Here is a 12,922-nt window from a genome sequence, read left to right as displayed (position 1 = left end):
ACAAGGAGACCCATTCCATGAGCTGGCTCGAACGATCGATCATGCAGACGCGCGGCGAGGGCCGTGCGCGCAGCGTGGCCACCCACGAACTCACCGAGGCGAAGCAGGGCACCTACCACTTCACCATCGGTCCCTACACCCAGCCCGTGCTGACGGTGAAGCCCGGCGACCGCATCGTGGTCGAGACGCGCGATGCCTTCGACGGCAAGGTCAGGACCGAGCAGGACCTGCCCTCGAAGGTGCTGACCATGCCCTTCGTCAATCCGCAGAACGGCCCGATCATGGTCGAGGGCGCCGAGCCCGGCGACGCGATCGCGGTGCACATCGAATCGATGGCGCCGCGCGGTCCGAATCCGCGCGGCACCTGCTGCATGATCCCGGACTTCGGCGCGCTGAGCGGCACCGCCTTCACCGCGCTGCTGAACCAGCCGCTGCCCGAGACCGTGCGCAAGATCGACGTGGACGAGGAGGGCGTGTACTGGAGCAAGCGCGTCACGCTGCCGTACCGCCCGCACATCGGCACCCTGAGCTGCTCGCCCGAGCTCGATTCCATCAACAGCCTCACGCCCGACCAGCACGGCGGCAACATGGACCTGCCCGACATGGGCCCGGGCAGCATCACCTACCTGCCGGTGCGCACGCCGGGCGGGCGGCTGTTCATCGGCGACGCCCATGCCTGCCAGGGCGACGGCGAGGTCTGCGGCACCGCGGTCGAGTACCCGAGCCTCACGACCATCCGCGTCGACCTGATCAAGGGCTGGAAGCTCGAGTGGCCGCGGCTGGAGACCGAGGCCATGATCATGGCCATCGGCAGCGCGCGCCCGCTCGAGGACGCCACCCGCATCGCCTACAAGGAACTGGTGCTGTGGATGGAGGCCGAGTACGGCTACGACCGCTGGGACGCCTACATGATGCTGAGCCAGTGCGGCAAGGTGCGGCTGGGCAACTTCGTGGATCCGAAGTACACGGTGGGGGCGGGGATCTCGAAGGAGTATCTGGCGCCCTGAGTCCCCTCAGGCCGCGGGCCTGGCGCGCCGCCTCGGCGCCATCGTCGCGGCCGCGCGCCGCACCGCCTCGGCGAACTCGGCCAGGATCGGCGGGCGCTCCATGCCGTCGCGGCGGAAGAACAGCCCGAAGGACGGCAGGCTCACCTTCGGCGCGATGGCGAGCCGGCGCACGCCGCCGCGCGCGATCTCGTCGATCGCATGCTCCAGCCGCACCGCGCACAGCAGCGACGGATCGCGCCGCAGCACCGCGCCGACCGTCACCGACGACAGGGCCTCGACGACCGGCATCGGCGGCGTCGCGCCATCGTTGAGGAAGGCCGTCATGAAGGCCTGCCGCACCAGCGTCTCGCGCGGCGGCAGCACCCAGGAAGACTGGGCCAGGTCGGCCCAGCGCAGCTTGCGCCGGGCGCCGTCGTCGTTGCCGGGGTGAGCGGTGGATGCGAGCACGCAGAGTTCGTCCTCGAGCAACACCACGGGCTCGAGCCGCGGCGCGATGTCGCTCGCGGACAGCTCGGGCGTGATGGCGCCGAAGACGCAGTCGAGCTCGCCCTCGAGCAGCCGCTCGATCAGTTCGTGGACGCGGCCCTCGCGCAGCAGCACGGCGGCGCCCGGCAGCCGCCGGCGCAGCTCGGCGATGGCGGCCGGAATGGTGGCGGTGACGGAGGGCGCGCCGACCCGCAGCACCGCCGCGGCGCCGCCCTGCAGCGCGTCGACGTCCTCGGTGGCACGCGAGAGTTCGTTGAGCACCGCCCGCGCGCGGAACACCGCGCTCGCGCCCAGCGCGTTGGCGTGAATGCCCTGGTGGCTGCGCTCGAACAGCCGCGCGCCGAAGCAGCCCTCGATCTCGCCGAGCATCTTGCTGATCGCGGGCTGGCTCAGGTGCAGCCGCGCCGCCGCGCCGCGCATGGTGGCGGTCTCGGAGAGCGCGGCGAGCAGTTCGAGGTGCCTCAGGCGAAGCTTGCGCACGAGATGGTGGGTCTTGGCGTCCATGGGCGGTCCCGGTGTCGGAGGCGATAGCTGATCGTGATCGCTCCCTCACGATTATCGAATTTTCAAGAATAGGGGAAGGGGATAAGGTCCGGGCCGATGAATACCGAGACAACGACAGAGACAACCGGTCCGGCGGCACCGCTTTCGGGCGTACGCGTGATCGACATGGGGCAGTACATCGCCGGCCCGGGCGCGGCGATGGTGCTGGCCGAGTTGGGCGCCGAGGTGGTGAAGATCGAGCCGATCGCGGGCGACCAGGCGCGCCACATCGGGCGCTACGGCGAGTCGATGATCCGGGCCTACAGCCGCGGCAAGCGCTCGATCGCGCTCGACCTCAAGAGCGAGGCCGGGTGCGCGGTCGCGTGGCGGCTGATCGAGGGCAGCGACGTGCTGATCCAGAACCTGCGCCCGGGGGCGGTGGAAGCCCTGGGCTTCGGGCCGGAGCCGGTGCGCGAGCGCTTCCCGAAGCTGATCTACCTCTCGATCTCGGGCTTCGGCAACCGCGGGCCCTCGAGCGCGCGTCCCGGCTACGACGTGGCCGCGCAGGCCGAGAGCGGGCTGATGTCGGTGACGGGCGAGCCGGACCGGCTGCCGCAGAAGGTGGGCGTGCCGGTCATCGACGCGGCCGCGGGGCACCTGGGCGCGCAGGCGGTGCTGGCGGCGCTCTATGGGCGCACGCGCACCGGCCGGGGCGAGACGCTGCGCACCTCGCTGCTCGAGGTGGCGCTGCACCTGCAGGCCACCACCTGGTGCGACTACCTGGGCGGCGCGCCCGAGCCGACGCGCATCGGCGACGGCCAGCCGAACAACGCGCCGGCCGCGGAGGTGGTGCCCACGCGCGACGGACACATCGTGCTGTCGGCCTATGCGGACGAGCACTGGGCGCGCTTCTGCCGCGTCGTGGGGCGCGAGGCGCTCGCGGACGATCCGCGCTTTCGCAGCAACGCCCTGCGCGTGCGGCATCGCACCGAACTGCGCGCGGTGCTGCGCGAATGCCTGTCCGCGTTCACGAGCGAGGAGTGCGTGGCGCTGCTGAGCCGCAACCAGATCGTCGTCGGCGCGGTGCGCAGCTACCGGCAGGTGCTCGACAGCGAGGACGTGCAGGCCAGCGGCATGCTGGTCGACGCGGTCGCGGCCGACGGCAGCCGCTACCCCTCGCTGGCGCTGCCCTACAGCCTGGGCGAGGCGCCGCGCGCCCGGCCGCGCGCCGCGTCCGCCTGCGGCGCCGACACCGACGAGGTGCTGGGCGCGCTGGGCTTCGGCGCGCAGGAAATCGCCGAGCTGCGCCGCGACGGCGCCGTGGCCTGAGCGCCGGATGAGAGAGGAAAACGCCATGGACACGTTCACGCAAGAAGGCGAAGCCGCCGTCGTCCAGACGCTGCCGCTGTTCGAGATGATGCGCATGCGCGCCGCGACCACCGCGCGCCGCCATCCGCGGCTGGGCTTCGCCGCGACGGAGCCCGGCACCGGGATGCGCTGGGTCAACCAGTTCACCCACACGCACCGCCGCCTGGGGCCGGAGGACCGGGAGGTGGTGAGCCCGAACAACGACACCGTCTACAGCAACGCCTGGCTCGATCTTTCCGAGGGACCGGTGGTCATCGAGTCGCCCGACATGGGCGAGCGCTACTGGACGCTGGGGCTGCTCGATGCCTGGACCAACCCCTTCGCCTACGTGGGGCGGCGCACCACCGGCAACCGGGCGCAGCGCACGCTTGTCCATGGGCCGGGCTGGCACGGCACCGTGCCCGCGGGCATCACGCACACGATCCGCGCGGCCGGCGAGGACGTCTGGCTGATCGGCCGCATCCTCGTGGAGGACGACGGCGCCGATGCCGAGCGCGTGCGCGCGCTGCAGGCGGGCTTGCGGCTCGTGCGACTCGATGGCACCGACGCGGCGATGCGCGTGGACACCGTGCTCGACGGCCGCGACACGCGCATTCCCGCGCCCGACCTGTATCGCCAGGTCGTGGACGCCGCGCTGCGGCGCAATCCCGTGCCCGAGGGCGAGCGGCTCGCATGGCCGCCCGCGGCCGGTGCGCTCGAGGCCGCGCTGCCGGCCGTCTACGAAGGCCTGCGCAACGCCGGCCAGCCGCACGACCTGGGCGGCGGCTGGGCCATCCCGGTCATGGTGCGCACGCACTGGGGCGACGATCTGCTGACGCGCTCCCGCATCGCGCGCAACTTCATCGGTGCGCTCGGCATCGACGAGGCGATGTACCCGACGGCGGAGGTCGACGCGCGGGGCGAGCCGCTCGACGGATCGCGGCGCTACGAGCTGCGCTTCGCGACGGGCCGGGCCCCGAAGGTGGGCGCCTTCTGGTCGCTCACGATGTACCGGCGCAGCGACTGCCTGTTCGTGGCCAACCCGATCGCGCGCTACTCGATCGGCGACCGCACGCCAGGCCTGCGCCACGAGGCCGACGGCAGCCTCGCGATCCGGCTGCAGGCCGACGATCCGGGGCCGGGCGCGAACTGGCTGCCGGCGCCGCGCGACGAGCGCTTCTATGTCGTGCTGCGGCTCTACCAGCCGCATGCCGACCACCTGGCGCTGCGCTTCGACTATCCGCCGATCCGGCAGGCCTGAGACTCGACGAACGAACACACTTAAAAAAATGGAGACGACACGCATGACGACCTTGAATCGCCGCCACCTTCTCGCCGTGGCCGCCGGCCTGGCGCTGCCCTGGAGCGCGCCGGCTTCCGCGCAGGCCTGGCCCGCGCGGCCGATCCGCATGATCTCGCCCTACGGCGCGGGCGGCTCCAACGACATCCTCACGCGCGTGCTCGGCGACTTCCTCGGACGCCGGCTGGGCCAGGGCATCGTGGTCGAGAACAAGGCGGGCGCGGGCACGCGCATCGCCAACGACTTCGTGGCCAAGGCGCCGCCCGACGGCTACACGCTGCTGCATGCGGCCGCGCCGATCGCCATCGGCGAGGCGCTGTACAAGGACCTGCCGTACGACGTGCACAGGAGCTTCGCCGCCATCGCCAGCACCGCGATCGCCCCGCTGTTCCTGGTGGTCAATGCCCAGGCGCCATATCGCACGCTGGCGGAATTCGTGAAGCATGCGAAGGCGCAGCCCGGTGGCGCCACCTTCGGCTCGCCGGGCGCGGGCTCCGCGCCGCACCTGACGGCCGAGCTGCTGCTGCGCGCCGCGGGCGCCAAGGGCGTGGTGGTGCAGTACCGCGGCGACGCACCGGCCTACACCGAGCTGCTGGCCGGGCGCATCGACGCCACGCTGACCGCCATCTCGACCGCGGTGCCGCACATCCAGGCCGGCAAGCTGCGGGTGCTGGGCGTGGCCAACGAGGAGCGTTCGCCGCTGTACCCCGATGCGCCCACGCTGCGCGAACAGGGCCTGCCCTCGGTCGTGGGCTACGGCTGGTACGGCATGCTGGCGCCCGCGGGCACGCCGGCGGCGGTGGTCGAGCGGCTCAATGCCGAGATCAACGCCGCCGTGGCCGACGCGGACGTGCGCCGCAAGGCCGAGGCCGCGGGACTGCAACTGCGTGGCGGCAGCGCCGCCGAGTTCAGCGCGTTCATCGGCAGCGAGACGCGCAAGTGGGCCCAGATCATCAAGGCCGCGAACATCACGGCCGAGTGAGCTAGACCACGCCGTCGAACATCATCACGTCGACCTCGTCGCCCGCCGCCACCGGGCCCTGGTCGTGGTGCAGCACCACGAGCCCGTTGGCCTCGACCATCGAACTGAGCACGCCCGAGCCCTGGTTGCCCGCCACCCGCACCTCGGGCAGCGCGCCGGGCACCGACTGCACGAAGCCGCGCTGGTACTCGGTGCGGCCCGGCTTCTTGCGGATCGGCCCGAGGCTGCGCGCGCGCAGCAGCGGCGGGTGCGCGGCGGCCGCGGCATGGCAGCCCATCATGCGCAGCAGCGCGGGCCGCACGAAGGCGAGGAAGGTGACCATCACGGCCACGGGATTGCCGGGCAGGCCGAACAGCACGGCCGCTTCGTGGCCCTGGGGCTCGCGCGGGATCAGGCCCACGGCCATCGGCCGGCCCGGGCGCATCGCGACGCGCCAGAAGGCGATGTCGCCGAGCTGCTGCATCACGTCGCGCGTGTGGTCGGCCGCGCCGGCGCTGACGCCGCCGCTGGTGACGATGGCATCGGCCTCGCGCGCCGCGCGCTGCACGGCCGCCGCCAGCGAGGCGGGATCGTCGCGCACCAGGCCGAGATCGATCACCTCGCAGCCCAGCCGCTCGAGCAGGGCGGTGACGGTGTAGCGGTTGCTGTCGTAGACGGCGCCCTCGCGCGGCGCGTCGCCGACCTCGAGGATCTCGTCGCCGGTCGACAGGCAGGCCACGCGCAGCCGCCGCAGCACCGGCACGCCGGTCAGGCCCAGGCTCGCGACCATGCCGAGCGCGGCCGGCGACAGCCGCTGGCCGCGCCGCAGCGCGGGCTGGCCCTGCATCAGGTCCTCGCCCGTGAGGCGGCGGTTGTCGCCGCGGCGCACCACGCGCGCGGGGAAGCTCAGGCGATCGTCCTCGACGCGGCAGAACTCCTGCGGGATCACGGTGTCGAGCCCGGCGGGCATGACGGCACCGGTCATGATGCGCACCGCGTCGCCCGCGGCCAGCGCGCCGCGCCAGGTGGCACCGGCCAGCGCGGTACCGACGATGCGCAGTGAGACCGAGGCATCGCTGGGCGCGTCGTCGCGCAGCAGCGCGCCGTCGAAGGCGAAGCCGTCCATGGCGGAGTTGTCGTGCGGCGGCACGCTGACGGGCGAGACGATGTCCTCGGCCAGCACCCGGCCGAGCGCCTGGCGCAGGCCGAGCTGCTCGCGCTGCGCGACGACGGCGCCCTCGACCAGCCGCTCGATGAAGCTGCGCACGCCGTCGACGCCGAGGTCCTGGGGGTCGTGGCAGGCGAGGCCGGCGGCGATGTCGGCGATGCGGCCCATCGATGCGCTCATCCGCCGATGTAGCTCATCTCGACGCGGCGCTGCGCCTGGGCGCCGCCGTCGTCGGGGCCGCGCAGCGCGCGCAATTCCGAGTAGCGGTCGGCGCGGCCCTGCCAGACATGGCCGATGGCTGAGGCGATCTCCTCGTCGCTGGCGCCGCCGCGCAGCAGCGGGCGCAGGTCGTGGCCGGCGCTCGCGAACAGGCACAGGTAGAGCTTGCCCTCGGTCGACAGCCGCGCGCGGCTGCAGTCGCGGCAGAAGGCCTGCGTGACGCTGCTGATGACGCCGATCTCGCCGCGGCCGTCGGCATAGGCCCAGCGCTGGGCGGTCTCGCCGGCCACGCTGGCCTCGAGCGGGCGCAGCGGGAATTCGGCGCCGATGCGCGCGACGACCTCGGCCGAGGGCAGCACCTCGTCCATGCGCCAGCCGTTGGTGGCGCCGACGTCCATGTACTCGATGAAGCGCAGCACGACCCGGCCGTCGAGCCGGTCGCGGAAGTGGCGCGCCATCGGCAGGATCTCCTGCTCGTTGGTGCCGCGCTTGACCACCATGTTGACCTTGATCGGGCCCAGGCCCGCGGCATGCGCGGCCTCGATGCCGGCCAGCACGTCGGCGACGGGAAAGTCGACGTCGTTCATGTGGCGGAACACGGCGTCGTCGAGGCTGTCGAGGCTGACGGTCACGCGCTGCAGGCCGGCGGCCTTGAGCGCGGCGGCCTTGCGCTTGAGCAGCGAGCCGTTGGTGGTGAGGGTGAGCTCGAGCGGTTCGCCCGCGGGCGTGCGCAGCGCGGCCAGTTGCTCGATCAGGCCCTCGATGTTCTTGCGCAGCAGCGGCTCGCCGCCGGTCAGCCGGATCTTGCGCACGCCGTGCGCGGCGAACTGGCGCGCCAGCCGCGTGATCTCCTCGAAGCTCAGCAGCGCGCTGTGCGGCAGGTACTGGTAGTCCTTGTCGAACACGTCCTTCGGCATGCAGTAGCTGCAGCGGAAGTTGCAGCGGTCGGTCACGCTGATGCGCAGGTCGGTCAGCGGCCGGCCCAGGCGGTCGTGCAGCGCGCCGGTGGCGGGCAGCGCGATCCCGGGCACGGCGAGGGCCGCGCGCTGGCGGCCGATCTCGGCGATCGGGATGACGGTGCTGTGGCTGCTGCGGTTGTTCATGGGGCGGAAGCTCCGATTTTGCGCCATGGGCCAAGGGCCCGTGCCGCGCAGGCTACTGGATCGCGCCGCCGCGGACCTTGCCCGCGGTCAAGCTTCGGCGATTCGGGGCCGGTTCAGCCGCGGCAGAGCTTGAGGTTGGTGCGGGTGGCGCGCACCACGGGCAGGTAGATCTCGGCGTCGGCCGGCGGGTACTCCTCCTGGATCTTCTCGTCGCTCTTGCCCGCGCTCTCGGCCAGCGGCGCCAGGGTCTGCAGGCAGGCGGTGCGGTCGCCGAGCTTGTACTGGGTCAGCGCGAGGTCGTTGCGCATCCAGCCCTTGCTGATCCAGTCCAGGGTCTTGTCGCATTCGGTGAGCACCGGTGCCAGCGTGGTGAGGGCGGCGGCGTAGTCGCGCGCGTCGTAGCGGCGCTTGAAGCCCTGGCGCGAGGTGGCCACGGCGCGGTCGGTGCAGGCCGGGGCCGGCCGCGTGTAGGTGCCCTCGAAGGTGGCGCGGGCGCCGCAGTTGTCGCGGCACTGGTCGGCGCCGTTGGTGCCGACCTTGACGGTGCCGCCGTCGACGCTGAAGTTCACCACGCAGCTCGAGTCGTCGAGCTTCGCCGTGCCGCGCGCCAGCGTGCCGTCGAGTGCGCAGGTGTGGGCGTTGGCGCCGATGGTGGTGATGTCGAAGTGGCCGTTGGGCTTGATGCGCAGCGCGCCGTTGCCGCCCTGGTAGATGTATTCGCCGGGCGGCGGCGAGGCGAACTCGGCGCGGGCGAGGCCGGCGGCGGCGAGCGCGAGCACGGGGAGGAGGCGGACGAAGGGCAGGGAGCGAGGAGCGTTCATCGGGAGTTCTTTGCGCAGGCGGCGACGGCCCGGCCAGTGTATCGGCCGCGCCCCGCCTGGCGGGTTCTCGCCATTTCCATGCAGCCTGTCTGGACATAGACAATGCGAACAATTATCATTTGTGAGCCTGAGTACGTAGCGAATGGACGACGCAAAGGGCTTCTTTCAACCAGGAGCTTTGTCATCGTGCCCTACGTTCTTCCCGCCTTGCCCTATGCCTTCGACGCGCTCGAGCCCCATATCGACGCGCAGACGATGGAAATCCACCACGGCAAGCACCACCAGACCTACGTCAACAACCTCAATGCCGCGCTGAAGGACACGCCGCACGAAGGCCAGCCGGTCGAGGCGCTGATCGCCGGCGTCGAGCAACTGCCCGAGGCCCTGCGCGCGCCGGTGCGCAACAACGGCGGCGGCCACGCCAACCACGGCCTGTTCTGGACCGTGATGGCGCCCGTGGGCCAGGGCGGCGGCGGTGCACCCGAAAGCGAGCTCGCCAAGGCCATCGATGCCGACCTCGGCGGCTTCGAGGCCTTCAAGGAAGCCTTCACCAAGGCCGCGCTCACGCGCTTCGGCAGCGGCTGGGCCTGGCTCACGGTCACGCCCGCCGGCAAGCTGGCGGTGGAGAGCAGCGGCAACCAGGACAGCCCGCTGATGCGCGGCATCGGCTCGGGCAACGTGCCGATCCTCGGGCTCGACGTGTGGGAGCACGCCTACTACCTCAAGTACCAGAACCGCCGCCCCGAATACATCGCGGCCTTCTACAACGTCGTGAACTGGGCCGAGGTGGCCCGTCGCCATGCCGCGGCGCTGCGCTGCGGAAATTCCGGCGCATGAACCCCGACAGCTCCGAGCAACCGGCAGCGGCTCCCGCCATGCGCGGCCCGCGTCCCGCCCGCAGCGCGCGCGAATGGCTCGGGCTGGCGATCGTGGCGGCCGGCGCGGTCGTCGTCGTGGCGCACTTCTGGCGTTTCGTGACCGCCGACCCGGTGGTCTGGAACGCGTTCCTCGGCGGCTCGGTGGCGGCCTTCGCCACGGCGCTGGGCACCACGCCGGTGATCTTCTCTCAGCGCCTGCCCGACCGCGTGCAGGACACGCTGTTCGGCTTCGGCGCCGGCGTGATGCTCGCGGCCTGCGCCTTCTCGCTGATCATTCCGGGCCTCGCGGCGGCCAAGTCGATCGGCGTCTTCGGCGGCGGCGACTGGGCCGCCGGCGGCGTGATCGGCGGCGCGATCCTGCTCGGCGGCATCGCGCTGATGGTGATGGACCGCGTGCTGCCGCACGAGCATTTCATCAAGGGTCGCGAAGGGCAGGCGGCGCGCCAGATCCGGCGCACCTGGCTGTTCGTGTTCGCGATCGCGCTGCACAACGTGCCCGAGGGGCTGGCGATCGGCGTCGGCTACGCGGCCAACAACGGCCTGCGGGCCGACGCGCTGGCCACCGGCATCGCGATCCAGGACGTGCCCGAGGGCCTGGTGGTGGCGGTGGCGCTGCTGGCCGCGGGCTACAGCCGCACTTTCGCCGTGCTGATCGGCATGGCCTCGGGCCTGGTCGAGCCGTTGGGTGCGGTGCTCGGCGCGGCCGTGGTCGGCCATTCGGCGATGCTGCTGCCCTGGGGCCTGGGCTTCGCGGCGGGCGCGATGCTGTTCGTGATCAGCCACGAGATCATTCCGGAATCGCACCGCAAGGGGCACGAGGCCTTCGCCACCGGCGGGCTGATGGTCGGCTTCGTGCTGATGATGCTGCTCGACACGGCGCTGGGCTGAGCCGCTTCGGCGCGCAAGAAAAAAACGCGGCGGGCCTGGCGGTCCGCCGCGTTTTTTTCTGAAGGGAGGCGATCTCAGCCGTGCTTCACCGCCACCGTCTTCAGCGTGGTGAAGCCGTACAGCGCCTCGAAACCCTTCTCGCGGCCGTAGCCCGAGGACTTGACGCCGCCGAAGGGCAGCTCGACGCCGCCGCCGGCGCCGTAGTTGTTGATGAACACCTGGCCGCTGCGCACGCGCCTGGCCATGCGGAACTGGCGCGCGCCGTTCTCGGTCCAGATGCCGGCGACCAGGCCGAACTGGGTGGCGTTGGCGAGCGCCACCGCTTCGTCTTCATCGGCGAAGGCCATGGCGGCGAGCACCGGTCCGAACACTTCCTCCTGCGCGAGGCGGTGGGTCACCGGCACGTCGCGCAGCAGCGTGGGCGCCTGGTAGAAGCCGGTCTCGGGCGCTTCGTCGACCACGATGCCCTGGGCCACCATCGGGATGCCGGCCACCTGCGCGTCGCTCAGAAAGTCCCACACGCGCTGCTGCTGGGTCTGGCGAATCAGCGGGCCGACGTCGAGGTCCATCGCGGCCGGGCCCACGCGCAGTGCCTCGAAGGCATGGCCCAGGCGTTCGAGCAGCGGTTCGTAGATGGCCCGCTCGACCAGCACGCGCGAGCCGGCCGAGCAGGTCTGGCCGGCGTTCTGCACGATGGCGTTGATCAGCACCGGGATCGCGGCGTCGAGGTTGGCGTCGGCGAAGATGATCTGCGGGCTCTTGCCGCCGAGCTCGAGCGTGACCGGGCAATGCCGCTCGGCCGCCACCTGCTGGATCAAGGTGCCGATCTTCGGGCTGCCGGTGAAGCTGATGTGGTCGATGCCCTCGTGGCGCGCGAGCGCGTCGCCCACCTCGTGGCCGTAGCCCGTGACGATGTTGAGCGCGCCGGCCGGGAAGCCGACCTCGGCCGCGAGCTGGGCCACGCGGATCAGCGACAGGCAGGCGTCCTCGGCCGGCTTGACCACGCAGACGTTGCCGGCCGCGAGCGCGCCGCCCACGCTGCGCCCGAAGATCTGCATCGGGTAGTTCCACGGGATCACGTGACCGGTCACGCCGTGCGGCTCGCGCCAGGTGAAGACGCTGTAGCCGTCCTGGTAGGGGATGGTCTCGCCGTGCAGCTTGTCGCAGGCACCGGCATAGAACTCGAAGTAGCGCACCAGCGCGAGCGCATCGGCGCGCGCCTGCTTCACGGGCTTGCCGCAGTCGCGTTGCTCGATGGCCGCGAGCTCGTCGACGTGTTCGGCGATCTTCTGCGAGAGCTTGAACAGCAGCCGGCCGCGGTCGGCCGCGCTGACCTTGTGCCACACGCCCTCGAAGCAGTCGCGCGCGGCGCGCACCGCGCTGTCGATGTCGGCGGCATTGCTGCGCTGGATTTCGTCGTAGGGCTGGCCGTCGGAAGGGTCGATGACGGGGAGGGTGCGGCCGGAGGCCGAGGGAACGTCGGCGTTGGCGATGAAGTTGAGCTGCATGGGCCGGGATTCTGCGCGAAGCGGCGAAACCCCGCGCGGCGGTCAGCGCCCGGCCGCGGCCCTGGGCAGTGCCTTCACCGCATCGAGCATGCGCTCGACATGCTTGTCGGGATTGAGGTTCTGGTAGTAGGAGGCGACCTTGCCGTCGGGCGCGATCACGTACGACAGCCGGTTGGCGAAGTCGGGCCGGGTCTGCATCACCGCGTCGAAGGACTGGATCACGCTCTTCGACTCGTCGGAGGCGACCGGAAAGCGGCTCTGGCAGGACTTGACCGAGAACTTCGACAGCGTGTCGATGTCGTCGGCCGAGACGCCGATCACCGTCGCGCCCAGGGCCGCGAACTGGTCGATGGCCTCGGCGAAGGCATGGGCCTCGATCGAGCACTCGTTCGAGTCGGCGGCCGGAAAGAAGTACAGCACCACCGGGCCCTTGGCGAGCGCATCGGCCAGCGAGTAGCGGAAGGTCTTGCCGCCGAGCGCGGCGGTGGCGGTGAAGCGGGGCGCGGGGTCGCCGATGTCGAGCGCGGCGTGGGCGGGTGCGCAGAGTGCCGCCGCGGCCAGGGTGAGGGTTCCGAATGCCGCGCGCGAGAAGGTCGGAAGTTGCATGGCGGTGTGCTCCGGTCGCTGTGGGGGCGGATTCTAGGACGATGCCGCCGCTGAAACCGGCGCGGCGTGCGCGCCGTACCCACTGCAGGGGCCGCGCTCGAAAAGAGGGAAGATGCGGCCCCGGGAGCGCGCTCATCGCGCCGATGG

At 71.7% G+C, this 12,922-nt stretch carries 12 protein-coding genes; 6 read left to right on the top strand and 6 right to left on the bottom strand.

Annotated features, from left to right (window positions below; translation table 11 throughout):
* Window positions 1-17 precede the first annotated feature (17 nt).
* Window positions 18-1,007 carry an acetamidase/formamidase family protein gene (locus tag ACEN9J_RS07570; RefSeq protein WP_057592521.1) on the top strand — a complete coding sequence of 330 codons (990 nt, stop codon included), beginning with the start codon at window positions 18-20 and terminating at the stop codon, window positions 1,005-1,007.
* A 6-nt stretch (window positions 1,008-1,013) separates the two neighbouring features.
* Here ACEN9J_RS07570 and ACEN9J_RS07565 read toward each other — a convergent pair whose 3' ends face one another.
* Window positions 1,014-1,997, bottom strand: coding sequence for a LysR family transcriptional regulator (locus ACEN9J_RS07565; protein ID WP_296726006.1), 984 nt, complete (start codon window positions 1,995-1,997; stop codon window positions 1,014-1,016).
* A gap of 96 nt (window positions 1,998-2,093) precedes the next feature.
* On the opposite strand from ACEN9J_RS07565, the gene ACEN9J_RS07560 reads away from it, so the two are divergent.
* The 3 genes from ACEN9J_RS07560 to ACEN9J_RS07550 are packed head-to-tail and all read left to right on the top strand — an operon-like array spanning window position 2,094 to window position 5,605.
* On the top strand, window positions 2,094-3,305 hold the full coding sequence (locus tag ACEN9J_RS07560) for a CaiB/BaiF CoA transferase family protein (RefSeq protein WP_413763720.1): 1,212 nt from the start codon (window positions 2,094-2,096) through the stop codon (window positions 3,303-3,305).
* 25 nt (window positions 3,306-3,330) lie between these two features.
* Window positions 3,331-4,584, top strand: a complete 1,254-nt coding sequence (locus ACEN9J_RS07555) for a DUF1254 domain-containing protein (protein WP_413763719.1) — start codon at window positions 3,331-3,333, stop codon at window positions 4,582-4,584.
* A 43-nt stretch (window positions 4,585-4,627) separates the two neighbouring features.
* Complete coding sequence (locus ACEN9J_RS07550; RefSeq protein WP_413763718.1) at window positions 4,628-5,605, top strand: Bug family tripartite tricarboxylate transporter substrate binding protein; 978 nt, start codon at window positions 4,628-4,630, stop codon at window positions 5,603-5,605.
* Window position 5,606: 1 nt separating this feature from the next.
* Here ACEN9J_RS07550 and glp read toward each other — a convergent pair whose 3' ends face one another.
* The 3 genes from glp to ACEN9J_RS07535 form a co-directional block, all read right to left on the bottom strand.
* The gene (glp, locus tag ACEN9J_RS07545) at window positions 5,607-6,920 is read right to left on the bottom strand and encodes a gephyrin-like molybdotransferase Glp (protein ID WP_413764552.1); all 1,314 of its coding nucleotides are present in this window, start codon (window positions 6,918-6,920) and stop codon (window positions 5,607-5,609) included.
* Window positions 6,921-6,928: 8 nt separating this feature from the next.
* Window positions 6,929-8,074, bottom strand: coding sequence for a GTP 3',8-cyclase MoaA (gene moaA / locus ACEN9J_RS07540; protein ID WP_057592516.1), 1,146 nt, complete (start codon window positions 8,072-8,074; stop codon window positions 6,929-6,931).
* Between the two features lie 113 nt (window positions 8,075-8,187).
* Window positions 8,188-8,895 carry a hypothetical protein gene (locus ACEN9J_RS07535; protein WP_413763717.1) on the bottom strand — a complete coding sequence of 236 codons (708 nt, stop codon included), beginning with the start codon at window positions 8,893-8,895 and terminating at the stop codon, window positions 8,188-8,190.
* 186 nt (window positions 8,896-9,081) lie between these two features.
* Here ACEN9J_RS07535 and ACEN9J_RS07530 point away from each other — a divergent pair, with 186 nt between their 5' ends.
* Window positions 9,082-9,732, top strand: a complete 651-nt coding sequence (locus ACEN9J_RS07530) for a superoxide dismutase (protein ID WP_413763716.1) — start codon at window positions 9,082-9,084, stop codon at window positions 9,730-9,732.
* A gap of 38 nt (window positions 9,733-9,770) precedes the next feature.
* On the top strand, window positions 9,771-10,661 hold the full coding sequence (locus ACEN9J_RS07525) for a ZIP family metal transporter (protein WP_413764551.1): 891 nt from the start codon (window positions 9,771-9,773) through the stop codon (window positions 10,659-10,661).
* 74 nt (window positions 10,662-10,735) lie between these two features.
* Here ACEN9J_RS07525 and ACEN9J_RS07520 read toward each other — a convergent pair whose 3' ends face one another.
* Window positions 10,736-12,169 (bottom strand): aldehyde dehydrogenase family protein, encoded by a 1,434-nt coding sequence (locus tag ACEN9J_RS07520; RefSeq protein WP_413763715.1) that lies wholly within the window; start codon window positions 12,167-12,169, stop codon window positions 10,736-10,738.
* 42 nt (window positions 12,170-12,211) lie between these two features.
* Window positions 12,212-12,775: a peroxiredoxin gene (locus tag ACEN9J_RS07515; protein ID WP_261213847.1), complete on the bottom strand. Its 564-nt coding sequence runs from the start codon at window positions 12,773-12,775 to the stop codon at window positions 12,212-12,214.
* Window positions 12,776-12,922: the final 147 nt, after the last annotated feature.

The organism is Variovorax sp. Varisp41, from assembly GCF_047325085.1.
Lineage (GTDB): Bacteria > Pseudomonadota > Gammaproteobacteria > Burkholderiales > Burkholderiaceae_C > Variovorax.
Note: the sequence above shows the minus strand (reverse complement) of the source record. Positions and strands in the feature narration are given on the sequence as shown.

Coding starts and splice junctions, on each gene's coding strand:
- ACEN9J_RS07535 (WP_413763717.1), bottom strand. CDS start 8,895: ATGAACGCTCCTCGCTCCCTGCCCTTCGTCCGCCTCCTCCCCGTGCTC.
- ACEN9J_RS07550 (WP_413763718.1), top strand. CDS start 4,628: ATGACGACCTTGAATCGCCGCCACCTTCTCGCCGTGGCCGCCGGCCTG.
- ACEN9J_RS07515 (WP_261213847.1), bottom strand. CDS start 12,775: ATGCAACTTCCGACCTTCTCGCGCGCGGCATTCGGAACCCTCACCCTG.
- ACEN9J_RS07525 (WP_413764551.1), top strand. CDS start 9,771: ATGCGCGGCCCGCGTCCCGCCCGCAGCGCGCGCGAATGGCTCGGGCTG.
- glp (WP_413764552.1), bottom strand. CDS start 6,920: ATGGGCCGCATCGCCGACATCGCCGCCGGCCTCGCCTGCCACGACCCC.
- ACEN9J_RS07560 (WP_413763720.1), top strand. CDS start 2,094: ATGAATACCGAGACAACGACAGAGACAACCGGTCCGGCGGCACCGCTT.
- ACEN9J_RS07565 (WP_296726006.1), bottom strand. CDS start 1,997: ATGGACGCCAAGACCCACCATCTCGTGCGCAAGCTTCGCCTGAGGCAC.
- ACEN9J_RS07520 (WP_413763715.1), bottom strand. CDS start 12,169: ATGCAGCTCAACTTCATCGCCAACGCCGACGTTCCCTCGGCCTCCGGC.
- ACEN9J_RS07555 (WP_413763719.1), top strand. CDS start 3,331: ATGGACACGTTCACGCAAGAAGGCGAAGCCGCCGTCGTCCAGACGCTG.
- ACEN9J_RS07570 (WP_057592521.1), top strand. CDS start 18: ATGAGCTGGCTCGAACGATCGATCATGCAGACGCGCGGCGAGGGCCGT.
- moaA (WP_057592516.1), bottom strand. CDS start 8,074: ATGAACAACCGCAGCAGCCACAGCACCGTCATCCCGATCGCCGAGATC.